Source organism: Shigella sp. SIG3, from assembly GCF_053555855.1.
Window position 1 is genome coordinate 1 of record NZ_JBQZXE010000050.1, and the last position, 24,810, is coordinate 24,810.

The 24,810-nt window shown below is 50.3% G+C and carries 18 protein-coding genes and 4 pseudogenes; 10 read left to right on the forward strand and 12 right to left on the reverse strand.

Annotated features, from left to right (window positions below; all coding sequences use genetic code 11):
- The 8 genes and pseudogenes from ACUU1I_RS11045 to yihU form a co-directional block, all read right to left on the reverse strand.
- Window positions 1–288: oligogalacturonate-specific porin KdgM family protein (locus tag ACUU1I_RS11045; RefSeq protein ID WP_032157184.1), on the reverse strand; the 288-nt coding region annotated here is incomplete at its 3' end.
- Window positions 289–355: 67 nt separating this feature from the next.
- Window positions 356–1,759 (reverse strand): MFS transporter, encoded by a 1,404-nt coding sequence (locus ACUU1I_RS11050; protein ID WP_005071573.1) that lies wholly within the window; start codon window positions 1,757–1,759, stop codon window positions 356–358.
- 42 nt (window positions 1,760–1,801) lie between these two features.
- Entirely contained in the window at window positions 1,802–3,187 is a 1,386-nt protein-coding gene (locus tag ACUU1I_RS11055) for an MFS transporter (protein ID WP_000018376.1), read from the reverse strand.
- Between the two features lie 45 nt (window positions 3,188–3,232).
- A pseudogene (gene yihQ, locus ACUU1I_RS11060) lies at window positions 3,233–5,269 on the reverse strand (sulfoquinovosidase).
- Between the two features lie 198 nt (window positions 5,270–5,467).
- Window positions 5,468–6,370, reverse strand: a complete 903-nt coding sequence (locus ACUU1I_RS11065) for an aldose-1-epimerase (RefSeq protein WP_005052848.1) — start codon at window positions 6,368–6,370, stop codon at window positions 5,468–5,470.
- A 137-nt stretch (window positions 6,371–6,507) separates the two neighbouring features.
- The gene (gene yihS / locus ACUU1I_RS11070; protein WP_000870900.1) at window positions 6,508–7,749 is read right to left on the reverse strand and encodes a sulfoquinovose isomerase; all 1,242 of its coding nucleotides are present in this window, start codon (window positions 7,747–7,749) and stop codon (window positions 6,508–6,510) included.
- A gap of 16 nt (window positions 7,750–7,765) precedes the next feature.
- Complete coding sequence (yihT, locus tag ACUU1I_RS11075) at window positions 7,766–8,593, reverse strand: sulfofructosephosphate aldolase (protein ID WP_024260656.1); 828 nt, start codon at window positions 8,591–8,593, stop codon at window positions 7,766–7,768.
- A 9-nt stretch (window positions 8,594–8,602) separates the two neighbouring features.
- Window positions 8,603–9,421, reverse strand: a pseudogene (gene yihU, locus ACUU1I_RS11080) (sulfolactaldehyde 3-reductase); the annotation flags it as partial.
- A gap of 167 nt (window positions 9,422–9,588) precedes the next feature.
- Here yihU and yihV point away from each other — a divergent pair.
- The 9 genes and pseudogenes from yihV (at window position 9,589) to yiiF (ending at window position 17,875) form a co-directional block, all read left to right on the forward strand.
- A complete protein-coding gene (yihV, locus tag ACUU1I_RS11085) occupies window positions 9,589–10,485 on the forward strand; it encodes a sulfofructose kinase (protein ID WP_000621634.1) in 897 nt (298 codons plus the stop codon).
- Window positions 10,486–10,518: 33 nt separating this feature from the next.
- A pseudogene (locus ACUU1I_RS11090) lies at window positions 10,519–11,303 on the forward strand (DeoR/GlpR family DNA-binding transcription regulator).
- 98 nt (window positions 11,304–11,401) lie between these two features.
- Window positions 11,402–12,001 carry a glucose-1-phosphatase gene (gene yihX, locus ACUU1I_RS11095; RefSeq protein ID WP_001295269.1) on the forward strand — a complete coding sequence of 200 codons (600 nt, stop codon included), beginning with the start codon at window positions 11,402–11,404 and terminating at the stop codon, window positions 11,999–12,001.
- Window positions 11,995–12,867, forward strand: a complete 873-nt coding sequence (locus tag ACUU1I_RS11100) for a virulence factor BrkB family protein (RefSeq protein ID WP_000920762.1) — start codon at window positions 11,995–11,997, stop codon at window positions 12,865–12,867. Before yihX ends, ACUU1I_RS11100 begins: the two co-directional genes overlap by 7 nt.
- A complete protein-coding gene (gene dtd, locus ACUU1I_RS11105) occupies window positions 12,864–13,301 on the forward strand; it encodes a D-aminoacyl-tRNA deacylase (protein WP_000560983.1) in 438 nt (145 codons plus the stop codon). Before ACUU1I_RS11100 ends, dtd begins: the two co-directional genes overlap by 4 nt.
- Window positions 13,302–13,345: 44 nt before the next feature.
- Entirely contained in the window at window positions 13,346–14,287 is a 942-nt protein-coding gene (gene fabY, locus ACUU1I_RS11110; protein ID WP_005071557.1) for a fatty acid biosynthesis protein FabY, read from the forward strand.
- Between the two features lie 415 nt (window positions 14,288–14,702).
- A pseudogene (locus ACUU1I_RS11115) lies at window positions 14,703–15,591 on the forward strand (hypothetical protein); the annotation flags it as partial.
- Between the two features lie 1,605 nt (window positions 15,592–17,196).
- On the forward strand, window positions 17,197–17,415 hold the full coding sequence (locus ACUU1I_RS11120) for a ribbon-helix-helix domain-containing protein (RefSeq protein ID WP_001295676.1): 219 nt from the start codon (window positions 17,197–17,199) through the stop codon (window positions 17,413–17,415).
- A gap of 217 nt (window positions 17,416–17,632) precedes the next feature.
- The gene (yiiF, locus tag ACUU1I_RS11125; protein WP_001086388.1) at window positions 17,633–17,875 is read left to right on the forward strand and encodes a protein YiiF; all 243 of its coding nucleotides are present in this window, start codon (window positions 17,633–17,635) and stop codon (window positions 17,873–17,875) included.
- Window positions 17,876–18,204: 329 nt separating this feature from the next.
- Here the strand turns inward: yiiF and fdhE are convergent, their stop codons facing one another.
- From fdhE to fdnG, 4 genes are read right to left on the reverse strand one after another with little or no spacing between them, the layout of a single operon-like run.
- Window positions 18,205–19,134, reverse strand: a complete 930-nt coding sequence (gene fdhE / locus ACUU1I_RS11130) for a formate dehydrogenase accessory protein FdhE (RefSeq protein ID WP_000027742.1) — start codon at window positions 19,132–19,134, stop codon at window positions 18,205–18,207.
- The gene (gene fdoI, locus ACUU1I_RS11135) at window positions 19,131–19,766 is read right to left on the reverse strand and encodes a formate dehydrogenase cytochrome b556 subunit (RefSeq protein WP_000829017.1); all 636 of its coding nucleotides are present in this window, start codon (window positions 19,764–19,766) and stop codon (window positions 19,131–19,133) included. Before fdoI ends, fdhE begins: the two co-directional genes overlap by 4 nt.
- On the reverse strand, window positions 19,763–20,665 hold the full coding sequence (fdoH, locus tag ACUU1I_RS11140; RefSeq protein WP_000331377.1) for a formate dehydrogenase O subunit beta: 903 nt from the start codon (window positions 20,663–20,665) through the stop codon (window positions 19,763–19,765). Before fdoH ends, fdoI begins: the two co-directional genes overlap by 4 nt.
- A 12-nt stretch (window positions 20,666–20,677) precedes the next feature.
- Window positions 20,678–23,728: a formate dehydrogenase-N subunit alpha gene (gene fdnG / locus ACUU1I_RS11145; protein WP_134800013.1), complete on the reverse strand. Its 3,051-nt coding sequence runs from the start codon at window positions 23,726–23,728 to the stop codon at window positions 20,678–20,680.
- Between the two features lie 193 nt (window positions 23,729–23,921).
- On the opposite strand from fdnG, the gene fdhD reads away from it, so the two are divergent.
- Window positions 23,922–24,755 carry a formate dehydrogenase accessory sulfurtransferase FdhD gene (fdhD, locus tag ACUU1I_RS11150; RefSeq protein ID WP_000753617.1) on the forward strand — a complete coding sequence of 278 codons (834 nt, stop codon included), beginning with the start codon at window positions 23,922–23,924 and terminating at the stop codon, window positions 24,753–24,755.
- Window positions 24,756–24,810: the final 55 nt, after the last annotated feature.

Genomic DNA, 24,810 nt, shown 5'->3' on the forward strand with positions numbered 1-24,810 from the left:
ATTAATTAAGCCACCGGGCTGGATGGTTAATTTATCGGTTGGTTTGAATAAAGGATACCAACCTTCAATTTCATTATAGCCATGTTTTAGTTCATCTTCTCGCTGAAAGGTGTAGGTATTGGTTAACATAATACCCGCGCCCATATCGAAGTTATAACCCACACGTAGCATAACCTCGCCCTGATCGGAGGCAAGATTATATGCCTCCCTGTTTTCGACGTATGCGCCAGCAAATACCGAGGCAGAGGTCAGAGAAGATAATAAAATTATTGCATTAATCTTTTTCATAATAAGTCCATTTTTTAAACGTAGGGAGGCCGCCACCCACCAGGATGGAAATAGCGGCTATTGACATTTATAACGTTACGGAAGCCGTTTTTTTTTCTGTCGCCATCTCTTTATTTTTTCGTTGGTTGATTTCCTCAATAATCAATGCAAACCGTTTTTCATTGAGTGTGTAAAAGAATCCCATCGTCAATGCAGCAATAATTGCCAGTGCACAAGGCCAGATAAAAATGAGCTGACGCAAACCCTGTAATGTCGCATCGCTTTGCGCGATGTTGGGAACATAACCAATTTGCGTCAGCATAATGCCTGGCAAGAAGCCAGCAAGTGCGGCAGAAATTTTACGAAAGAAGGTATAACCGGTATAAACAGAACCTTCGGCACGAATACCGGTTTTCCATTCACCGTAATCTACGGTATCTGGTACCAGTGCCCAGTTCAGGCTGTTTACAAAGGCCGTGCCAAAAAAGGCGACACAAGAGAACATGACGAAAGTGAAAGAGTTACTTCCCCAGAAATAATTCAGTATATCACCCACCGCCCATAGCACCATGCCAGCTAAATAAACCTGTTTTTTACCAAAACATTTTACAGTTACTGGCACCAGTAATACGCCGACGAGGATGCATCCCATACTGAAGAATCCCATCCACGACAATAAATTAATATCATTCAGCACATACTGGGTGTAATAGACCTGAATCGCCAGTTTGATATTAAATGCCGCCAGAGTACACAGGTTAGCAATGCATAAAACCAGCAATGGTGGATTACGAAATATCGCGCAAAAAGATTTGAGAATACTGGCTTTATGTCCGGTTGGCGCTGTGTCCACATAATGCTCTTTGACGCCTCTGTAGCACAGCATCATAAAAATAAAGCCGCCAATGGAGAACATAAGTGCCGCACAGGCATAACCGACGGTTGAGTCAGAAAAAAGCGACTGCAACGGAATAAACGCCACGGTACAAATCAATAGCCCTATGGTTGCACCACCCTGGCGGTAAGCCGCGAGCTGCGCGCGCTCATTCGGGTTTTTGGTAATTGCCGGGATCATCGCACCATACGAGCAGTTCATCAGACTGTATGAAAGTCCAAACATCATAAACAGCGCGGTGGCAATCGTCGTTTTAACCGGCAAACAAAAGGTGGTGGCGATAAACTGGAGCGTTGCAATTAACGCCGCCGGAACTGCTGCATATAAAATAAAGGGACGAAATTTGCCTTTAGGCCCAATATTTTTCCGCGAGTCGAGTAAAAATCCGGTGAGCATATCGGTAAACGCGGTAAAAAACTTCGCGACCAGAAAGATAATCCCGCCATAGTAAGCAGGCATCCCTAATTCATCGGTATAAAGTTTGAGGAGATACAGAGTACCGATGCAGAGCATTAAATTCGAACCGACGTCGCCCATACCATAGGCGATTTTTTCCCGCAGATTCAGTTTTAATGTCAGTGGATTATGGTCAGACATAATCACTCCTTATAACGCCCCGCAGGGCGTCGTTTATTATTATTACGCCGTGCGTTTACGGGCTTCTATCTCTTCCACAATGCGGACATACATCTTCTCGTTCAGGCTGTAGAAGCAACCCATCGCCACAATGGTGACTACCGCCAGTGCGCTTGGGTAGATGAAGATCAACTGGCGTAACCCTTCAATGGTGTGGTCAGCCTGTGCGACGTTCGGCACATAGCCAATTTGCGTCAGCATCCAGCCGGGGAAGAAACCAGCCAGCGCCTGAGACACTTTGCGAAAGAAGGTGAAGCCGGTGTAGACCGTGCCTTCCGAACGCACGCCGGTGCGCCACTCGCCGTACTCGACGGTGTCGGAAACCAGCGCCCAGTTCAGGCTGTTAACAAACGCTGAGCCGAAGAACGCCAGGCAGGAGAACGCCACAAAGCTGACCGAGCCGCCGCCGAAGAAATAGTTGAGCAGATCGCCCAGCACCCAAATCAGCAGGCCGCCGATATAGACCTTCTTCTTACCAAAACGTCTGACTGCGCCAGGCATCAGGAACACGCCGATGAAAATACAGCCCATGCTGAAAAATCCCATATACGACAACAGGATGGGATCGTTAAGTACGTACTGGGTGTAATAGACCTGAATGGCGAGCTTGACGTTAAACGCCCCTAAGGTGCAGAGGTTGGCAATACACAGAATGAACAGTGGGCGGTTACCGGCAATTGCGCGGAAAGATTGCAACAGGCCAGGCTTTTGCGCCGGATTGGTTGGTTGGGTTTCGACATAACGCTCTTTCACGCCTGAGTAGCAGATCCACATAAACAGCAGGCCGAACAGTGAAAACAGCGTGGCGGCGAAGATATAGCCAAGTTTCTGATTACCTTCGATAAGATTCATAACTGGCACGAATCCCACCGTGCACAGCAGCAGGCCCAGCGTAGCGCCGCCCTGACGCCATGCCGCCAGTGAGGCGCGTTCGTTGGGGTTTTTGGTGATTGCCGGGACCATTGCGCCGTAGGAGCAGTTCATCATGCTGAAAAACAGTCCGTAAAGCATAAACAGAATAGTGGCCATCACCGTTTTACCGGTGACATCAAACGGTGTGCCGACAAAGTTGGCGATCGCCAGTAAGGTGACCGGGAATGACGCATACAGAATAAAAGGACGGAACTTACCTTTTGGACCGATCTTGCGTCGGGAATCCAACATAATGCCGGTACCCATATCGGTAAACGCAGTAAAGAATTTTGAAATCAAAAAGATAATGCCGCCATAGGTGCCTGGCAGCCCCAGAACGTCGGTATAAAACTTCAAAAGATAAAGCGTACCGATATCCAGCAGGATGTTAGAGGCCAGGTCGCCAATACCGTAAGAGAGTTTCTCTTTAAAGGGCAGGCGTAAAGTTGCTGGATCTTCCGTTGTGATGTGACTCATCGATGTTCTCCCTTTGCCCATGAGTTTCCCCACGGGCGGATGTGATTAGATGCTGTTTAACGACGCGAACAGTGCCGCCCATTCGCTATCGGCGCGATAAAAGACCGGCGGCTTGCCGATGGGCGCATTAACGGTAACTTCCCCGCCCCGGAACGCTTCACCCGTCCAGGCATGTACCCAGTTATCCTCCGGCAGATAGAGCGTCCAGTCGCTGCGACCTTCTTCGTGTACCGGAGCGACCAGAATGTCGCGGCCTAACAGGTACTGATATTTCAGGGAATAGGTATGTGCATCGTCTTCGTAATGCAGGAACAGCGGGCGCATGACCGGCAGACCGGACTTCGCATTCAGCGCGACGGCCTCTTTCAGATAAGGTTTCAGGGTGGTGAAAACGGTAGTCATACGGGCAAAATGGGCGATAGTTTCCGCATCGCCGTCAAACTGCCAGTTGTCGCCAGGACGGTTACCTTCGTGGGTGCGCATCATCGGCGTGAAGGCGCTGAAATCGCACCAGCGCAGCAGCAGCTCTTTGCTGCGCTTCATCTCAAACAGGGTGGTGTAACCGCCAATGTCGCTGTGATGCAGACCATGTCCGGTCATTGCCAGCGACAGCGCCGCCGGGACTACGGACGCCAGGCCATCGTCGAGACTCCAGTCCACGTTCTGGTCGCCCGCCCACATCATGGTGGAGTATTTCTGGCTACCGGTAGAACCGGCGCGCATAAAGAAGAGGATCTCGCCGAGCTTGCCTGTTTCTTCAAGGGCTTCGTAGTTACACTTCGCCCACAGCGCAGGCTAGGCGTTATGCATAATTTCGGCACTGACGCCGTTATGCAGGTACGTGTCGGTGGGCAGATACTCGCCGAAGTCAGCCATCCAGCCGCCGCAGCCGAGTTCAATCATGTTCTTTTTGATCACTTCCTTGAACCAGGCGTAGGCTTCTGGATTAGTGAGATCGACAACGCCGCCGTAAAACTCGCCAAACTCCACCAGATAGTCACCGCCAGAGGCATCTTTTGCTAGATAGCCGTGTTGTGCCGCTTCTTCGCAGAGATCTTTATCGCTGGCAACATACGGGTTGATATAGGCCAGGAACTGCACGCCCTCCTGATTCCACTGCTTAATGCGTGAATCCAGTTGCGGGTAGTTTTCGCTGTTCCACTTCCAGTTCCACATCACGCGCTTGCCAAAAGAGGTTATACGGATCCCAGACCAGTCCTGCGCCCAGATGCCGTTAACCTTCACGCCCGCGTTACGCATGGTGTCCAGTTTCTTCTGGCACACTTCCGTCCCGCCATGAATGCCGAGCGTTACCCCGTCATAAATCCAGTCGGGCAGTTCTGGCTGGCGTCCCAGCAGGGCAGTTAATTTTTCCAGCAGGGAGATGTATGTGTCAGCACATTCAAAACGTAGCGTAGCTTTGTCTTCCCACAGCGCCAGTTCATGGTATTCCGGGGCGCTAAAGTCGAAGTTCATGTAGCAACTGTTATCAACATGGCAGTAATACTTCTGCGTGCTGACAAACGTAGGCTGTGGGAAGAAAGTCCAGTAATAGTCGCCGCCCGCATTTTCTTTGCAGTCGGCCTGCCAGGTGACATAGGTTTGTTTGTTGCGACCAACGCCTTGTTCACTGGTCCATAGCGGGAACGGTTTGCCGCGCAGATCGAAGTAGGAAAACTGTTCGCCGCAGCCGTAGATATGGTCCTCTGGTTGAGCGGCAAGGCGCAGCCAGATACGGTTGTGGTTAAGGTTGTCGTTTTGTAGTTCCAGCAATAAACGGCCCTGATCGTCGGCAGAGATATTCAGCGTGGCGCTAATGTCAGAACCACGGCTGAAATGAATTAACCAACCATCCGGTGACTGGCTGACGATGGCGTCGGTAAGCGCAATTTTCTCCTGTAGTTTATCTTTAATGCTGAAATTACCGCGGAACATATCGATATCCGCTATACCTGAGCCAATCCATAAACAAGGATTATCTTTGCTATGGGTTAAAATAAGACGTTGTTGAAAATGTAGGGTAAAACTGTCGTTATTCTGATGAAATTGAAAATCTAATAACTGTGGACGTGGCGTATCCATAACTAATCTCCATAGAGTTGAGAACGAGATTGTTGCCTTCCTGTTATTACAGGCTTATGTAAAATGATTCTCATAAAACTGATATATAAAAACTTTACAGAAGCTGAGCTGTTTTTAACTTAATAAATTGAAGATACATAATGTTGCCTTTAGCGAGTGAAATGTTCTTCAATGATTTTGACTGCTAATCAATACAAGTTATTTTCTCTGTCCGTAAATATTAAAAAACAGGCGGTGCGGTTTTCCTGGTTCCAGTAATAATAAGTCGATACCTGAATTAAAGGCGTTAGGCGGGCAACTCATAGGTTCAACTGCCAGTCCCTGACGCTGTAATTTTTCACCGCTATAAACCTGCACCCAGGGTTGATCGGAACAAAGGCTTACCGAAAGCGCCTGCTGTGGATGGGTAATGGTCATTTCCCACAAATCATTAGCGGTTTTAAAGGTGTGGTCGATTTTTGTCGCGGCTATTTTTTTCGCCTGCGTGAAATTTAAATCCAGCTCATCAACGTGGTGAAGCGTTGTCGGATTTACGTGTTCATCGACGGCATAAACCTGGTTTGCCGGAAGCTGGAACAGATATTCATCAACAGATGTTAAGTTGCAGGTTAAATAAGGATGAATACCCACGCCATAAGGCGCTGCGACAGTGCCGATATTCTGGCTTGCGATCTCAACGGAAAGACCCGTGTGTGCGTTGAGCGAATAAACAACTTGTGAAGCCAGCATAAACGGATAGCCGTAACTGGGCGGCAGAAAAGCTGTCAGGGTAACGCTGGTGGTGGTTAATTCACTAATTTGCCAGTCTCGCCAGGCAAGCAGCCCGTGAATAGCGGCTTTTGAACTATGTTCATTAATGGGTAACTGATATTCCTGCCCCTGATAACGGTAACAGCCGTTGGCGATCCGGTTCGGCCACGGAATAAGCACTTTACCCAGATGCGCCAGCGGCATCTCTTCGGGTTTGTGCGGGATGACTAAATGACAACCCTGAAAGGTTAATTCAGCCAGACCAGCACCGACGGTCACAATGGTCGCGTGATAATCCCCCGCGGCAAGTGAAACGGTCTGTCCACTGCAATGCATATTGGTGATTTGCATACAAGGCACCTTAATTAACGACATACAGCCTCCCGTGAGGCTGATGTGAAACCCAAAAACTGCACCGGACGGTCCCCTCGCCCCTTTGGGGAGAGGGTTAGGGTGAGGGGAAAACCCGCACCCTATTTTCAGATCAGTTATTTCGCATTAATATCCAGCAGACCCGCTGCAACCGCTGGAGCCATGCCGGGCGCTAACGGGATACGCGGGATCACCAGGCAATGCAGCAGGTGATAAATATCCTGTTTGCCGTCCCAGACTTTGGTGATGACCTTATTGTCCGCATCCAGCTCCTGCCACCAGGAACCATTTTCATAGTCCATCAGGTACTTAATGCAGTACTCCCACCATGTTTGATACCAGGTTTCATACTGGCGATCGCCAGTGACGGTGTAGAGCGCGTAGGCCGTACCCATTGCTTCGACGATAGGCCAACGTACACGTTCGCGGACCACCGGTTTTCCTTCCCAGTCAACGGTATAAACAATCCCGTCCGCGCCATCGGGTGCCCAGGCATCGCGCACGGTGGCGTTAAACAGACCTTTGGCATCTTCTAGCAGCCATGCTGGTGGTTGTTCGCAACGGGCTTCCAGGGCAGCATGGATGTGCAGCATTAAACGGCCCCATTCGATCCAGTGGCCTGGTGTACCTCCGAACGCGCGGAAGCGATGCGCCGGGTTATCTTTGTTGTAATCCGGCAGCGGATCCCACTGGGTATCGAAGTGTTCGTTAACGCGATAATGATTATTTCTGGCGACGTCGTGGATAATCACGGAAGCCACGCGAATCGCGCGATCCAGCCATTTTTTGTCGTGAGTGACGTCATAAACAATCAAGAAAGCTTCCACCGCGTGCATATTGGCATTGCCGCCGCGGTACTCTTCGGTTTTGCTGAAGGCTTCGTCCCAGGATTCCAGGCACATCTGCTCTTCTTCGCTCCAGAAATATTTCTCGATAATCTCAATGGTGTAATCGAGCAGCTTGCGCGCTTCCGGGTGACCCGTTGTGACGGCGCTGGCGGCACCCAGCAGAGCAAAGAAGTGTTGATAGCCCTGTTTGGAGGCATCCACCACGCCCTCGTCATTCACGCAGGCATACCAGCCGCCATATTTTTTATCACGCAGTGCGCCGTTCATGGCTTTAATACCGTGATCAACCAACGCGTAAGCGCCAGGTCGACCCATCGCCGCAGCAACGGAATAAACGTGCAACATACGAGCTGTGATCCACAGATGGGTGCCCATCTCTTCTTTGATTTGCCCTTTATTGCCTAACCAGCCAAAACCAGTCGGCACTACGGAATTTTTACCAAAATCAAAGATGCGGTCGGTTTCCTGTTCCAGCCAACGGTTGTGGCTTAGGGTGTTAAACCATTTCATTCCTTTTATCCTCATCTTAGCGGCGTTTAGCCATCATTTCGTCGACGATATCGCCAAGTTGTTGTAATTTCGGTGCGCAAACGTCACGGAGCATCAGCTCGTTGTCTGGTAAACCGACGACCGATGCCCAGACTGCACGGCCTGCCAGGAATCCCGATGCGCCCGCCGTCATTGCCACGCGTACGGCACGCGGGAACAGTTTTTCGTCGACACTGGAAGAGAGGATCACCCATGGCATATTGATATGGTCATTCAGACGTTGTGAAGCACAGAGAAGCTCTTGTTGCGGACCTTTGCCATAAAGCGGCATTTCAACTTTGTAGAGGTCAGCGCCACTGTCGCCCAGCTCTTTGGCGGCATCGATGACCGCTTGTTCGCGATCGAATTTATCGCCACGACGCGGTGGGCGGACGACTGGCTCAATGATGCTTACCAGACCGTGTGAGTGGCACAGTCCGTTGAACTCTTTCACCATATCCAGACGTTGCTGCGCATCTTCATCACTACGCCACAGCACCAGCAGTTTTAAGGCTTTGCCACCGTCTTGTTTGATCTGTAGCGGATTGATTTTGCGGTCAATAACCACGCTATCGACCGGAATACCGTTGCCAGGAATGAACTCATCGGCGGCGACAATCATGGCGCAACTTTTGGCAATCGCGTTTTGCTCAACCACCTGGCGGTAGCAGAATTGTTGATCTACCAGAATCGCCGAGGCATAAGGCGAGAGGGCCTTTGCAGCGTTAACTTTGAAATCAGTTAAAACGCTATCGGCTACCGGAGCGGGTGCCCCAGCCGCGGCAAACATCATGCGCATGGCTTCGCGCTGATCGACCGCCAGCATGGCAAAACCGCCCGATGCGCGCGCCTGGCTATAAACCTCCCGTGAGGCGGCCCCCAGCGGCATTGGCACATGCAGCTGGTTGGCGACATCAAGGGCGATGCCAAGATCCTTATGGGCAAGATCGATCATGAAGGCGGGAGAAAGATCTCCGCTGAGGACTTTGTTTGGCCAGGAAGTGGTGAAGTGACCTTTACCGGCGGCGGTACCGCTCATCACTTTGACGGCAACATCGAAGGGAAGATTCAGGGCTTCGCACAAAACGGCGGCTTCTGCCGAAAGCGCATTGAGCGCGATGCTCATGTAGTTGTTGATGAGCTTAACGCGGATCCCCATGCCCGGACCGCCAGCGTTGATCAACTCACTGCCCATCGCCATCAGGATCGGTGTGGCACGTTCAACTTGTTCAGCGGTGCCGCCAGCCAGCAGTAACAGAGTACCGGTAATGGCATTTGCAGAAGTACGGCCTACCGGAACATCCATCATGCTGAAGCCTTTGGCTTGCATATCGGCAATCAATTTATCGGTTTGCAGCGGATGGATGGTGGACATATCAATGACCAGCGCATCGGTAGATAAGCCTTCGCAAACGCCGTTTTCACCGAACAACACGTTGCGCACCAGATCGCCATTCGGCAACATGGTAATGATAAATTCGGCATCTTTAGCGGCCTGCACCGGGTTGGCGGCGGGAGTCGCACCTTTGTCTACCAGATGCCGCACAGCTTCGGCGTTCACATCAAAGACGCGAAGTTGATGCCCTTGCTGCAATAAATTGCTCGCCATTGGCGAACCCATTTGTCCTAAACCGATAAACGCGATTGCTGCCATAACCCTCTCCTGAATACAGTGATGTCACTTTTTGTCATTTATGGCATGCTTTGCTTGTCTGTTTTTGATCGCATTTGTAATTTATCGTCAAAAAATTGACAGCCGTCACTTTTTAAACAATTGGTGAAATGAAAATGAACGCATCCCAAAATGTTTAAGGAATGACCATGATTCGTGTTGCTTGTGTAGGTATAACCGTGATGGATCGCATCTATTACGTGGAAGGGTTACCGACGGAGAGCGGTAAATACGTGGCGAGAAATTATACGGAAGTTGGTGGCGGGCCAGCGGCGACGGCAGCGGTTGCGGCGGCAAGGCTGGGGGCGCAGGTCGATTTTATTGGTCGCGTAGGTGATGACGACGCGGGCAACAGCCTGCTAGCAGAGCTGGAATCCTGGGGCGTTAACACCCGTTACACCAAACGGTATAACCAGGCGAAATCTTCGCAATCCGCCATCATGGTGGATACCAAAGGCGAGCGGATAATCATTAACTACCCCAGCCCGGATCTGCTGCCTGACGCAGAGTGGTTGGAGGAAATTGATTTCTCTCAGTGGGATGTTGTGCTGGCAGATGTACGCTGGCACGACGGCGTTAAAAAAGCCTTCACCCTGGCCCGTCAGGCGGGTGTGATGACCGTTCTGGACGGGGACATTACGCCGCAGGATATCAGTGAGCTGGTGGCATTAAGCGATCACGCGGCCTTTTCAGAACCGGGTCTGGCGCGCTTAACGGGCGTGAAAGAGATGGCCAGTGCGCTAAAACAGGCACAAACGCTCACAAATGGTCATGTCTATGTGACCCAGGGTAGCGCAGGCTGCGACTGGCTGGAAAATGGTGGGCGTCAGCATCAACCGGCCTTCAAAGTTGATGTGGTAGATACCACAGGTGCGGGTGATGTTTTTCACGGCGCTTTGGCGGTGGCGCTGGCAACAAGTGGGGATTTAGCGGAGTCAGTCCGCTTCGCCAGCGGTGTAGCGGCGTTAAAATGCACACGTCCCGGTGGACGAGCCGGGATCCCTGACTGTGATCAAACCCGATCTTTTTTGTCACTTTTTGTATAAAATGCCAGGGTGATGGTTTTTCGAGGAATTTTCATGAGCCTTACCGAACTAACCGGTAACCCGCGGCACGACCAACTCCTCATGCTGATCGCCGAGCGTGGGTATATGAATATTGATGAGCTGGCAAATCTGCTGGATGTCTCCACGCAGACGGTCCGCCGGGATATTCGTAAATTAAGCGAGCAAGGCCTGATTACGCGCCATCACGGTGGCGCGGGTCGGGCTTCCAGCGTCGTTAATACGGCGTTCGAGCAGCGTGAGGTTTCGCAAACCGAGAAAAAAAAGCGATTGCCGAAGCGGTGGCAGACTATATTCCTGATGGTTCAACAATATTTATCACCATTGGTACGACTGTTGAGCATGTTGCCCGGGCGTTACTTAACCATAATCATTTGCGGATAATCACCAACAGCCTGCGTGTGGCGCATATTCTTTACCACAACCCGCGCTTTGAAGTGATGGTGCCCGGCGGTACGTTGCGCTCTCATAATAGCGGGATCATTGGCCCTTCAGCGGCGTCCTTTGTGGCTGATTTTCGTGCTGATTATCTGGTAACAAGCGTTGGGGCGATTGAGAGCGATGGCGCGTTGATGGAGTTTGATGTAAACGAAGCTAACGTGGTGAAAACGATGATGGCGCACGCGAGAAATATTCTGCTGGTCGCCGATCACACTAAGTATCATGCTTCGGCGGCGGTTGAAATTGGTAACGTGGCACAGGTCACTGCGCTCTTTACCGACGAGCTGCCGCCCGCTGCGCTAAAATCACGCTTACAAGACAGCCAAATTGAAATCATTCTTCCCCAGGAAGACGCGTAGATTTTTGTGACCGTTAACCTGGCTTCATACCTTGCCACATAGCCAAACCCATCCTTTCCCGCTACAGTTAATTTCTTGTGGCGCGAAAGGAGGCAAAAATGCTCTATATCTTTGATTTAGGTAATGTGATTGTCGATATCGACTTTAACCGTGTGCTGGGAGCCTGGAGCGATTTAACGCGTATTCCGCTGGCATCGCTTAAGAAGAGTTTTCATATGGGGGAGGCGTTTCATCAGCATGAGCGTGGGGAAATTAGCGACGAAGCGTTCGCAGAGGCGCTGTGTCATGAGATGGCTCTACCGCTAAGCTACGAGCAGTTCTCTCACGGCTGGCAGGCGGTGTTTGTTGCGCTGCGCCCGGAAGTGATCGCCATCATGCATAAACTGCGTGAGCAGGGGCATCGCGTGGTGGTGCTTTCCAATACCAACCGCCTGCATACCACCTTCTGGCCGGAAGAATACCCGGAAATTCGTGATGCTGCTGACCATATCTATCTGTCGCAAGATCTGGGGATGCGCAAACCTGAAGCACGAATTTACCAGCATGTTTTGCAGGCGGAAGGTTTTTCACCCAGCGATACGGTCTTTTTCGACGATAACGCCGATAATATAGAAGGAGCTAATCAGCTAGGCATTACCAGTATTCTGGTGAAAGATAAAACCACCATCCCGGACTATTTCGCGAAGGTGTTATGCTAAAAACCATTCAGGACAAAGCCAGGCACCGTACCCGTCCACTATGGGCCTGGCTAAAACTACTCTGGCAACGTATTGATGAGGACAACATGACAACCCTGGCAGGTAACCTTGCCTATGTGTCGTTGCTCTCATTAGTGCCGCTGGTTGCCGTTGTTTTTGCGCTTTTCGCCGCTTTTCCCATGTTTTCCGACGTCAGCATTCAGTTACGTCACTTTATTTTTGCCAACTTTCTGCCTGCTACTGGCGATGTTATTCAGCGGTATATCGAACAATTTGTTGCTAATTCCAACAAGATGACCGCCGTTGGGGCGTGCGGGCTGATCGTCACCGCGTTATTGTTGATGTACTCCATCGATAGCGCGTTGAATACCATCTGGCGCAGTAAACGAGCGCGACCAAAAATTTACTCGTTCGCCGTGTACTGGATGATTTTAACGCTGGGGCCGCTGCTGGCAGGGGCCAGTCTGGCGATCAGTTCCTATTTGCTCTCCCTGCGCTGGGCGAGCGATCTCAATACTGTCATCGACAACGTGCTGCGTATTTTTCCGTTGCTGTTGTCGTGGATCTCCTTCTGGTTGCTGTACAGCATTGTTCCTACCATCCGCGTACCTAACCGCGACGCGATTGTCGGCGCGTTTGTCGCCGCACTCCTGTTCGAAGCAGGAAAGAAAGGTTTCGCGCTTTATATCACCATGTTCCCGTCATATCAGCTCATTTACGGTGTGCTGGCGGTGATCCCCATTCTCTTTGTTTGGGTCTACTGGACATGGTGTATCGTCTTGCTTGGCGCGGAAATTACTGTCACTCTCGGGGAATACCGCAAACTAAAACAAGCAGCTGAACAAGAAGAAGACGACGAACCATGATTGCATTAATTCAACGCGTAACCCGTGCCAGCGTCACCGTGGAGGGAGAAGTGACGGGCGAAATTGGCGCGGGACTTTTGGTGTTATTGGGTGTCGAAAAGGATGACGACGAACAGAAAGCAAACCGTCTGTGCGAGCGTGTGCTCGGCTACCGCATCTTTAGCGATGCCGAAGGCAAGATGAATCTCAACGTGCAACAGGCGGGCGGCAGTGTACTGGTGGTTTCCCAGTTTACCCTCGCCGCAGATACCGAACGGGGGATGCGCCCAAGTTTCTCCAAAGGCGCATCACCGGATCGCGCAGAGGCGTTATATGACTATTTCGTCGAACGCTGCCGCCAGCAAGAGATGAACACGCAAACAGGACGCTTCGCTGCCGATATGCAGGTATCGCTGGTCAATGATGGCCCCGTGACATTCTGGTTGCAGGTATGAGCCAGCTTCCAGGGTTGTCACGGGAAACAAGAGAGAGTATCGCTATGTATCACCTTCAGGTTCCACAAACAGAAGAAGAGTTAGAGCGTTACTATCAGTTTCGCTGGGAAATGTTGCGTAAGCCCCTGCATCAACCAAAAGGTTCGGAACGCGACGCGTGGGATGCGATGGCGCATCACCAGATGGTCGTCGACGAGCAGGGTAATCTGGTGGCGGTAGGCCGATTGTATATTAATGCCGACAATGAAGCGTCCATTCGCTTTATGGCCGTTCACCCGGACGTGCAGGACAAAGGGTTAGGAACGCTGATGGCGATGACCCTGGAGTCGGTGGCGCGTCAGGAAGGCGTTAAGCGCGTGACCTGTAGCGCCCGTGAAGACGCGGTGGAGTTTTTCGCCAAGCTGGGGTTTGTTAATCAGGGAGAAATCACCACGCCAACCACCACGCCGATTCGCCATTTTTTGATGATTAAGCCCGTCGCCACTCTGGATGATATTTTGCATCGCGGCGACTGGTGCGCGCAGCTGCAACAGGCGTGGTACGAACATATCCCGCTTAGTGAAAAAATGGGCGTGCGTATTCAACAATATACCGGGCAAAAATTTATCACCACCATGCCGGAAACCGGCAATCAGAATCCGCACCATACGCTGTTTGCCGGGAGTTTATTCTCGCTGGCGACGCTCACCGGTTGGGGGCTTATCTGGCTGATGCTGCGTGAACGCCACCTCGGCGGAACGATTATTCTGGCGGATGCGCATATCCGCTACAGCAAACCGATTAGCGGTAAACCCCATGCGGTAGCCGACCTTGGTGCCTTAAGCGGCGATCTCGACCGTCTGGCGCGCGGACGAAAAGCACGGGTGCAGATGCAGGTCGAAATCTTTGGCGACGAGACGCCGGGTGCAGTGTTTGAAGGCACGTATATCGTTCTGCCCGCGAAGCCATTTGGCCCGTATGAAGAGGGCGGGAACGAAGAAGAGTAGCTTATGGAGAGGGGCGGTGCTGCCTCTCTCATTCATTCCGGTCATTTACATCAGTCCCTGACTATTCCGGTTATATTGAATAAGAACTTTATAAATTTTTATTCTTCGTTGGCACCATACGTGTCTTGCTACATCACTGTTCAGGAGCATTTAAATATTATTTGTAGAGCTGAGTGGCAATTATTGCAGATAATGCTTAACTCATCATCTTAGTTCAGGTTTGAGCGATTTTTGATAGTCAAAACCCCCTCTGGAGCCATACTTTTTTCATAAATATTTTTAAAATCTATAGCTCACAAACATTATGCAAAGATAATGGGCTGGCATACATTGTCAGTATCATTCATTTACTGCTCTGTATGTTATGAATCATTATGTTGTATGTTTGCTCTTAAACCGTGGGAAGGAGGCTATAATGGTTGCCAATATTAATCTCATTAAACAAGAAAGTTATTCTGTTGTTAATTTAGAAAAACAACTAATGAGTAATAAATCACCGAAGTAAACGCCATTAAATCAATTTTCACTTTGCCTTAAAATGGAAGGTGAGGAGCAACTGTGCGATTGTGTTAACGAACTGAAGCATGGTTTGTCGAGTAATAATGAATATGACCTGTTTAAAAATAGAGAAACCTCACTGTGGAAACGCAAAGTACCAGAAAGCGCAGCGCTGGCAATGACGGGAACAGTATATAAATTATTTGGTAATCGCTTACTCAACGCCCGCAATCAGTTAGATAAAAATCTCCTCGAAATGGCTATGCAAATGGTTTATGGCAAAGATATGGTGACAAAGTCCGGGGATATATTGATTGATATACAATTAAATAAGGATGGCAGTCTCCAGAGTAAGCACTACACACTTGATGTAGGTGAAGTTATAAACAGTTATAATATTGACCCTCTTTGTGAATGCTTCAAGTATTAATCAAACTTACTTACATGATAAAAATCCTGGTGACGTTATTAGCCTGTATGGCACTTTAGATAACATTCCCCTTGTAGTTAAGGAATGCACGGGTAAAAATCATCAAATTAATGTTAAAGCCAAATTGCCACAAGAACGAAGTGAAAAAGTTGAGGATATGTGTGAAAGAATGAAAGGTGGCATCTCTATGTTTAACCACACCACAAAAACAGCTGATAATATAGAGCATAATTTGCAGCTAAGTTTTCTCGTGGGTTCACGTCCGTCGATCACCAATAAATACTCAGCAAAAGATGTAGGTCCAGATATACTTGCATTGCCCGTCAACGTATATCATGCGGATTTTAAAATTAAAATCAATAATGCAGTGGAGAAGGCTTCATCAATTGTGTTATGTGCTGTGCAAAAAAATCTCCATGCAGCAAGGAAGGTTCTTAGCGGGATAATAGGAAATGTGCCAAAAAATAATAAACCAAAAACAATTATTTTTGATTTGCGTTTTCTTAGTGCAATTAAGCAGAAAGTTTTTTTGGGCAGTGAAAAACCGTTGTTTGTAAAGCATACCGCAATGATGAGGGAGGCATGTAAGGAATTACCGCAGTCAGTGGAATATGTTCCTTTAGCCTGTGAAGCGCATAGCCATCGCAGCGTCGCCCTTGCCAAAACCGTGGCTGCGCCCATCATGGCGACAGTTGTGGGCTTGGCATTAATGTATGCAACATCATCAGGACCGTATTATGCGCAAAGTCTTTCTGGTTCGCCGGATATCGAGATGATAAAAAATCGCATGGCTGAATTGTTTAACCAGTCGGATATTTCTGTGCGCAACAAATATAGCCCGGCTTTTGATAAATGGAATGAACTGGTAGATAAATTAAATCACGAAAGAAATACAGTTCCGTTTGCGTGTTTGACCACCATTTTAGCGACGGCGATAAATGAAACTCTTGAGGGGGATACGAATGTTGCCGTTGTGATGGGGTGTAAATCTGCGAAAGATCGCACGATATCCATTGTCCTTGGCAACTCGATGTTGCAAACACTCCTTGAAAAACGCCTCGCCGATAGTGGAGAAATAGAAAATCTTTTTGATCAACAGGGATATTTTAGTTGCGATTCATTAACACCCGAAGAATTAATGATGTTAAAAAACCTTTTTGATATTCGAGTTCTTCATGTCTCTAACAAATTCAATGTTGGATTGCAAGGTAATATCAACACTGATGTTTTACAAGATTCGTTTTTTAAAAATGTCGATTTCATTCATGAATATAACTCGTATACCGTAGGGATGGGAGTCTGACGAGTAAAACTCATTAGGATTATCAGAATTCGGACAATGCATTGCAAAAATGACATACAAAGAGAGATGTGTGCAGGTACTTAGCCGCGAGGGGCATGGCGAAGCCATACAGAAAGTACCAGTATTCAGAACTCCAGTGAAAGCGGCATAGTGGCCGCCTGCTCAGGAGTTTTGCTATGACCCGTAATCGTGCTGAACGTCGCCACCCTATGATGCGATTAAAAAAACTCATCGTCGCGCTGATGATTGACGTCAATGCTATCGGATGATGCCGGGGGTGTTCCGGAAGGAATTCCTTGTTTCCCGAACTGTTACCAACAAAATTATAACGATGAGCAAGTAAAGACCGGTTGGTGGCAGTACTGACCGGTCTGTGATGAAAGATTAATTTCACCTTAAATCCTGGTGCTGTTAGGATGCTGACGTTTTTCGGCTACACCATTCAGATTATGCAAATAAATATCCGTGAATATAATATATTCATAGCACCCATAACTCATCCTGGGCGATAACTAAACCATTTTTGAGTAATAAATGAAACAACTGCAACGCTCTTATTATTTCTGGAAAACGCCTCGCAAAAACAAAATGACATGCAAAAATCCGCATTTTTTTAAATGCTTTTTCGGCGTAATTTTCGCACATACATTAATGAGTAATATATGTAAGGTGGTGGTAATGGCGATGAATACGGTTTTTCTTCATTTATCAGAAGAGGCAATTAAACGGCTGAACAAGCTTCGGGGCTGGCGTAAGGTTTCACGATCTGCAATTTTACGCGAAGCGGTTGAGCAATATCTGGAGCGGCAGCAATTTCCGGTGCGTAAAGCAAAGGGAGGCAGGCAAAAGGGGGAGGTAGTTGGTGTTGATGATCAGTGTAAGGAGCATAAGGAATGAAAAAAATTTTTCATTCTTGAATATAAAAAACAGATGCCCTTATTCTGGTATTAATACAAGGCTGTTTTACTTGAACTTATAATAACTGCAACTGTTACATCGTATCTGGAAAACGCCTCGCAAAAATAAAAAATGATGCGTAAATGAGCTTTCTTTAAAGATTCGGCAAGGGTACTTTTCTCTCCATAGATTCAAAAATGATATTGGCGAGATATTTATGAACTCTCTGGCAGGTATAGATATGGGCAGAATTTTACTCGATTTATCGAATGAGGTGATTAAGCAACTTGATGATCTCGAGGTGCAGCGTAATCTTCCTCGTGCGGACCTATTAAGGGAAGCGGTAGATCAATACCTGATAAATCAATCGCAAACAGCAAGAACCAGTGTTCCTGGCATCTGGCAAGGGTGTGAGGAAGATGGTGTCGAATATCAGCGTAAGCTGCGCGAGGAATGGTAATGGGAAAAAATGATGTCAATCAGATTGCTGACAACGTGCGCGTTGTTCATGCCGGATGCGGCGTGAACGCCTTATCCGGCCTACAAAGTCATGCAAATTCAATATATTGAAGTTTATTGGTAGGCCTGATAAGCGCAGCGCATCAGGCAATCATACGCTTGTCATCAGTGACATACCCATAACCTTATCGATGTGTTGGAGGGAAGAACGAGGCAAACAGACAATTGCGGCATGATCTTGAATGGGTAACGCGGAATACGAGAGATGGTGTCGTCACACCCTATGAGCTGTAATCCGGGCGACCTGCGCCACCCGGAAAACGTCAGAGATTACTCTCCTTCACCCGGAAACAGGAACGGGTTAATGGAACTACGGGCGTAGCCTTCTTGCTCCATTCGCGCGTCCAGTACCAGAGAGGCGAGGTCATCTGCCACGGCTTCAACTTTCGGTTCTTTTTCCTGATAAAGAATCTTCAGGTAAGTGCCGCAGTCATCGCAGCTTTCGGCTTTAATCGCGGCCTGTTCGTCATCCAGCGACCAGTAATGCAGTTTGCCGCTCTGCTCGCAGTTGCTGCATTTTACGCGCACTACGTGCCATTCGGTTTCACACAGGTTGCAGTGCAGGTAACGCAGACCCTGAGTGGTGCCAATTTGCACCATGCTGGACACCGGCATAGAGCCACATACCGGGCAATATTGACGTTGTTCGCCGTATTCAGCGCGGGCTTTGCCGGGGATCAGATTGGCCATCTGCGCCCAGTAGAGCGACAGCGCAGCCCAGATAAACGGCGCTTTATCGCTGCTGACGGACGAGAAATCAGAGGCAAACAGCGCGCTGGCCATATCTTCCAGCTCCTGAGTCGATGCCTTCTCCAGATTCTCAATCACTGCCAGCGCCGGGCCGCTCATTTCAGGTTTCAGCTCAGCAATTAGCGCCATCAGCAGCTTTTGCCAGTGCTTATCACGCGGCAGAACGTGAATATCCAGCGGGGGCTTGCCCTGTGCGCTGGCTTCTTTAATGCGCGCGGTCAGATCCATCTCCAGCGGATGGTCGTACAGCACCACTTCCTGGGCGTGGGCGATAAGCGCAGCAAAGCGCAGGTAATCACCCAGCGGATTATTTTCTGCCAGCTCGCGCAGACGCTCGGCGCGGCGGTTGTATAAATTCTTGAGCCGAGGGAACAATAACGGCGGAATCATATTCGCCGTACGTTTCTCGCTCGAACCCAGCTCATCTTGCGGGATTATGCGAATACTCATTCAGCTTTCTTTTCCGTTGTCTTGCGGACCTCACGGTACCAGCGCGGGTGATGTTTCTTCGCCCAGGCGCTGGTAACCCATCCTTCCACCATGGCGGTAATCGTGCCTTTCACCCAAAGGGCGGCGTAGATATGCACCATGATAACCACAATTAACGCCACTGCGGCAAATGAATGCAGCATTAACGCGAATCGGATCACCGGGATTGAGAAAGCAGGCGCAAAATAAGGACGCCAGATAATCACGCCGCTCACCAGCAGCAGAACCAGGAAAATAATCGCCGCCCAGAAAACGCATTTCTGACCGAAGTTATAACGCCCGGTGTCACCTACTTCCTCGTTGACGACGATCTTACGAATATTCTTCGCCCAAAAGATATCATCCCGATTGATTAGGTTTTGATGCCAGTAACGGAAAAACATGATGATGAACGAGGCAAACATAACCACGCCGACAAACGGGTGCAGAATTCGCGCCAGCTGCGGTGTGCCCATGATTTGCATCAACCAGTTGAAGGACGGGAACAAAAAGCCCAGCCCGCTCACCGCCGCCAGGATGAAGCAGAAGGCGGTGATCCAGTGGTTGATACGTTCCGGCGCGGTGTAGCGCACGATGGTGTCACGTCGTTTCATTTGCGCTCCTCGTCTTTCTCTTCGTGCAGATTATTCTCTTCCTCATCCGCACGGTTCGGACCGACACCCACGTAGTGGAAGATACTGGCCGCAAAGGTAGCCGCAAAGCCAACAGCCGCGAGCGGTTTCCAGATGCCTTTCCAGAATTTCACGGTTTCGCTGATTTCCGGGTTCTCCGGCAAGCCATGATACAGATTTGGCTTGTCAGCATGGTGCAGCACGTACATGACGTGTGTACCACCGACGCCTGCCGGATCGTACAGACCCGCATTGTCGTAACCGCGGGTTTTCAGCTCAGCAACGCGCTCGCTCGCCAGCGTTTTCATCGACTCTTTCGTACCGAAGTGAATCGCGCCCGTTGGGCAGGTCTTCACGCAGGCTGGTTCTTGCCCAACCACCACGCGGTCAACGCACAGCGTACATTTGTAGACGCGGTTGTCTTCCGGGTTGAGGCGCGGAATGTCGAACGGACAGCCCGCAATGCAATAACCGCAGCCAATGCACTGCTCGGACTGGAAGTCGACGATACCGTTGGCATACTGAATAATTGCACCTTCCGCCGGGCACGCTTTCAGGCAGCCTGGATCGGAACAGTGCATACAGCCGTCTTTGCGGATCAGCCATTCCAGTTTGTCGTTCTGCTCCACTTCCGAGAAGCGCATTACCGTCCACGATTTGGCGCTTAAATCATTGGGGTTGTCGTACACCCCAATGTTATTGCCGACGGTATCGCGAATGTCGTTCCACTCTGAACACGCCACCTGACAGGCTTTACAGCCGATACAGGTGGTAACGTCGATGAGTTTCGCCACTTCTTCCTGGAAGTCCCGCGCCTGAGGCGCGGGGGTCAGACCGTTAGTCGCGGAACGACGAATGATATCTTGAGATTGATAAGCCATATGTCGTCTCCGTTACACCTTTTCCACATTCACAAGGAAGGACTTAAACTCCGGCGTCTGCGTGTTCGCATCACCAACGAATGGCGTTAAAGTATTGGCAATAAAGCCTTTTTTAGCTACGCCTTCATAGCCCCAGTGAATCGGAATACCGATGGTATCGATATCTTTGCCGTTCGCTTTCAGCGTGCGAATACGTTTGGTCACCACCGCTTTGGCTTTGATATAGCCACGGTTGGAGGAGACTTTCACGGTATCGCCCTGGGCAATGCCAAGTTTATTCGCCAGCGACTCCCCGATTTCCACAAACTGCTCTGGCTGCAAAATCGCGTTCAACAGCGCGTGTTTGGTCCAGTAGTGGAAGTGCTCGGTCAGACGATAGGTGGTTCCGACATACGGGAACTTATCGGCTTTACCCAATGCTTCGGCGTCGTCTTTAAAGATACGTGCAGCCGGGTTCGAGATAACGTTTGGATGCAGCGGGTTAGTTCCCAGCGGCGTTTCAAACGGCTCGTAGTGTTCCGGGAACGGACCTTCCGCCATCTTATCGAGGGCAAACAGACGCCCCATGCCTTCCTGCTGCATGATAAACGGCCCGACGCCGCTACCCGGAGGCGCTGCGCTGTAGTCCGGAATATCCCAGCCGGTCCACTTAGTGCCGTCCCATTTCAGCAACTGACGCTTCGGATCCCACGGGTTACCCTGCGGATCTGCGGAGGCGCGGTTATACAGAATGCGGCGGTTAAGCGGCCATGCCCATGCCCAGCCCAGCGTGTTACCGAGGCCAGACGGATCGGCGTTATCACGACGCGCCATCTGGTTGCCTTCCGGCGTCCAGCTACCGGCGAAAATCCAGCAGCCACAGGAGGTTGTACCGTCATCACGCAATTGGGCGAACGAGCTAAGTTGTTGGCCTTTCTTGACGATAACCGCACCGGTTGCCGGATCGGTAATATCGGCCAGCGCCTTACCGTTGCTCTCCATCGCTACTTCTTCCGACTTCGGCTCATGCGGAATGGCGTAGTTCCAGGTCATGTTCAGCACCTGATCCGGGTTCGCGCCACCCTGTTCGGCATACATCTTGCGCAAGCGCAGGAAGATACCGGAGAGGATCTCACCGTCAGTCAGCGTAATCCCCGGGGCGTCCGCACCTTTCCAGTGCCACTGCAACCAGCGACCTGAGTTAACGATTGAACCGTTCTCTTCTGCGAAGCAGGTCGATGGCAGACGGAACACTTCGGTCTGGATCTTCGACGAGTCAACTTCGTTCAGCTCACCGTGGTTCTGCCAGAAGTTAGAGGTTTCAGTGTTCAGTGGGTCGATGGTGACGAGGAACTTCAGTTTCGACAGACAACCGATCACTTTGTTTTTGTTCGGGAATGAGGCAACAGGGTTAAAGCCCTGGCAGATATAGCCATTGACCTTGCCCTCTTTCATCATCTCGAAGTATTGCAGGACGTCGTAGCCTTTATCCCACTTCGGCAACCAGTCAAAGCCCCAGCTATTTTCCGCCGTCGCTTTATCACCAAAGAAGGCCTTCATCATAGAGACGAAGAATTTCGGGTAGTTGCCCCAGTAGTTTACCTGGCCTTCCAGCAGCGGTTTTGGCGTGTTGGCGGTAAGGTAGGTTTGCAGATCGGTCTGCTTCTCGCTTGGCAGCGTCATGTAACCTGGCAGACTCTGCGACAGTAGCCCCAGGTCCGTCAGCCCCTGAATATTGGAGTGACCGCGCAGGGCGTTAACGCCGCCGCCGGCCATCCCCATATTGCCGAGCAGCAGCTGGATCATCGCCATCGTACGAATGTTTTGCGCACCAACGGAGTGTTGCGTCCAGCCGAGGGCATACAGGAACGAGGCAGTTTTATCGTGAGCACTGGTTTCTGCGATGTATTCGCAGACTTTCAGGAACGCGTCTTTTGGCGTACCACAGATGTTTTCAACCACATCTGGCGTGTAGCGGGAAACGTGCTGTTTCAGCAAGTTCCACACGCAGCGCGGATGTTGCAGCGTGGTATCGCGTTTGGCGAAGCCGTTTTCGTCCAGTTCATAAGTCCAGGAGGATTTATCGTACTTGCGTTTTTCCGCGTCGTAGCCGGTGAACAGGCCATCTTCAAAGCCGTAATCCTCACGCACGATCAGGCTGGCGTTGGTATAGGCTTCGGTGTATTCGTGGTTGAATTTTTCATTGTTCAGCAGGTACAGCAATACGCCTGACAGGAAAGCAATGTCAGTACCGGAACGAATAGGGGCATAGTAGTCAGCTACCGCCGCCGTACGCGTAAAGCGAGGATCGATCACAATCAGCTTCGCGCCGTTGTGAATTTTGGCTTCCATCGCCCAGCGGAACCCGACCGGGTGAGCTTCAGCGGCGTTACCGCCCATCACCACGACGAGGTTGGCGTTCTTGATGTCGACCCAGTGGTTGGTCATCGCACCGCGACCAAATGTTGGAGCAAGACTTGCTACCGTTGGTCCGTGTCAGACACGCGCCTGGTTGTCGACCGCGAGCATACCCAGCGCGCGGGAGAATTTTTGCGTTAAATAGCCGGTTTCGTTACTCGACGCGGAAGCACACAGCATCCCGGTGGAGAGCCAGCGGTTAACAGTCACGCCTTCGGCGTTTTGCGCAATGTAGTTAGCATCGCGGTCTTCTTTCATCAGTTTGGCGATGCGATCAAACGCCTCTTCCCAACTGATTTGCTGCCATTTATCAGAACCTGGCGCACGGTATTCCGGAAACTTCAGACGGCTTTCGGAGTGGATGAAATCCACCAGGCCAGCGCCTTTCGGACAAAGTGCACCGCGGTTGACCGGGTGATCCGGATCGCCTTCGATATGGAAGATAGATGCTTTGGCGTTTTTTGCTCCGTCACCGAGGCTGAACATCAACAGCCCACAGCCTACGGAACAATAGGTGCAGGTATTACGGGTTTCGCGGGTGCGCAGCAGTTTATACTGCCGGGTTTCCGCGAGTGCTACGCTGGGTGCAAAACCCAGTGCCGCTGCCGTGGTGCCTGCCATACCGCCAGCGCAGATCTTAAAGAACTGCCTTCTGCTGACCTGCATGGATTGCTCCTTGTTTCGACATTGTCACGTCCCATTTACATTCGCTTGCTGCGTGTGCAGGGAGTGGGAGTTATTTTTCTTTGCGGAAGGGGCCGCAAAGGTCCAGAATTGGCTCAATTTCCCTCCATCTAGGAAGGGTTTGTAACAGAATACCATAATGTTGGTGTGTGTGTTCTTATCTGGTTAAGAGAAAGTGAAAAAAACACAGCGAAAAGAAATCGAAAATGTGACAAATATCACAGGTGTTCGTCAAATTGAGTTATGGCGGCGTGATGATTTACAACACCCACGGTTAGATGAGGTCGCGGAAGAAGTTCCCGTTGCGCTGGTCTACAACGGCATTTCGCATGTGGTGATGATGGCGTCGCCCAAAGACCTTGAGTACTTTGCGCTCGGTTTTTCGCTTTCCGAGGGGATAATAGAAAGTCCGCGCGATATCTTCGGCATGGATGTCGTTCCTTCCTGTAATGGTCTTGAAGTACAAATTGAGCTTTCCAGCCGCCGCTTTATGGGGTTGAAGGAGCGCCGCCGGGCGCTGGCGGGACGTACGGGCTGTGGCGTATGCGGCGTGGAGCAACTTAATGACATCGGAAAACCGGTGCAGCCGCTACCGTTCACCCAGACGTTTGATCTCAACAAACTGGATGATGCATTACGTCATCTCAACGATTTTCAGCCAGTGGGGCAACTGACTGGTTGTACTCACGCCGCTGCCTGGATGTTGCCATCTGGCGAACTGGTCGGCGGGCATGAAGACGTGGGTCGCCATGTGGCGCTGGACAAACTGTTAGGCCGCCGGTCACAAGAAGGGGAAAGCTGGCAGCAAGGTGCGGTACTGGTTTCCAGTCGTGCCAGTTATGAAATGGTGCAAAAGTCGGCGATGTGCGGCGTAGAGATTTTGTTTGCGGTGTCTGCCGCGACCACGCTTGCTGTAGAAGTGGCTGAGCGCTGTAATCTGACACTGGTAGGTTTTTGTAAACCGGGTCGGGCAACGGTTTATACCCATCCGCAGCGTTTGAGCAATTAATTAAAATAAGTCCTGCGATATATATTAAATTGCAGGACTTATTCATTTCGTGAAT

What these genes read in the sequence shown, in the direction of transcription:
- ACUU1I_RS11050 (WP_005071573.1), bottom strand. Translation starts at nt 1,759, where the DNA reads ATGTCTGACCATAATCCACTGACATTAAAACTGAATCTGCGGGAAAAA.
- ACUU1I_RS11055 (WP_000018376.1), bottom strand. Translation starts at nt 3,187, where the DNA reads ATGAGTCACATCACAACGGAAGATCCAGCAACTTTACGCCTGCCCTTT.
- ACUU1I_RS11065 (WP_005052848.1), bottom strand. Translation starts at nt 6,370, where the DNA reads ATGCAAATCACCAATATGCATTGCAGTGGACAGACCGTTTCACTTGCC.
- yihS (WP_000870900.1), bottom strand. Translation starts at nt 7,749, where the DNA reads ATGAAATGGTTTAACACCCTAAGCCACAACCGTTGGCTGGAACAGGAA.
- yihT (WP_024260656.1), bottom strand. Translation starts at nt 8,593, where the DNA reads ATGCTGGCGGTCGATCAGCGCGAAGCCATGCGCATGATGTTTGCCGCG.
- yihV (WP_000621634.1), top strand. Translation starts at nt 9,589, where the DNA reads ATGATTCGTGTTGCTTGTGTAGGTATAACCGTGATGGATCGCATCTAT.
- yihX (WP_001295269.1), top strand. Translation starts at nt 11,402, where the DNA reads ATGCTCTATATCTTTGATTTAGGTAATGTGATTGTCGATATCGACTTT.
- ACUU1I_RS11100 (WP_000920762.1), top strand. Translation starts at nt 11,995, where the DNA reads ATGCTAAAAACCATTCAGGACAAAGCCAGGCACCGTACCCGTCCACTA.
- dtd (WP_000560983.1), top strand. Translation starts at nt 12,864, where the DNA reads ATGATTGCATTAATTCAACGCGTAACCCGTGCCAGCGTCACCGTGGAG.
- fabY (WP_005071557.1), top strand. Translation starts at nt 13,346, where the DNA reads ATGTATCACCTTCAGGTTCCACAAACAGAAGAAGAGTTAGAGCGTTAC.
- ACUU1I_RS11120 (WP_001295676.1), top strand. Translation starts at nt 17,197, where the DNA reads ATGGCGATGAATACGGTTTTTCTTCATTTATCAGAAGAGGCAATTAAA.
- yiiF (WP_001086388.1), top strand. Translation starts at nt 17,633, where the DNA reads ATGAACTCTCTGGCAGGTATAGATATGGGCAGAATTTTACTCGATTTA.
- fdhE (WP_000027742.1), bottom strand. Translation starts at nt 19,134, where the DNA reads ATGAGTATTCGCATAATCCCGCAAGATGAGCTGGGTTCGAGCGAGAAA.
- fdoI (WP_000829017.1), bottom strand. Translation starts at nt 19,766, where the DNA reads ATGAAACGACGTGACACCATCGTGCGCTACACCGCGCCGGAACGTATC.
- fdoH (WP_000331377.1), bottom strand. Translation starts at nt 20,665, where the DNA reads ATGGCTTATCAATCTCAAGATATCATTCGTCGTTCCGCGACTAACGGT.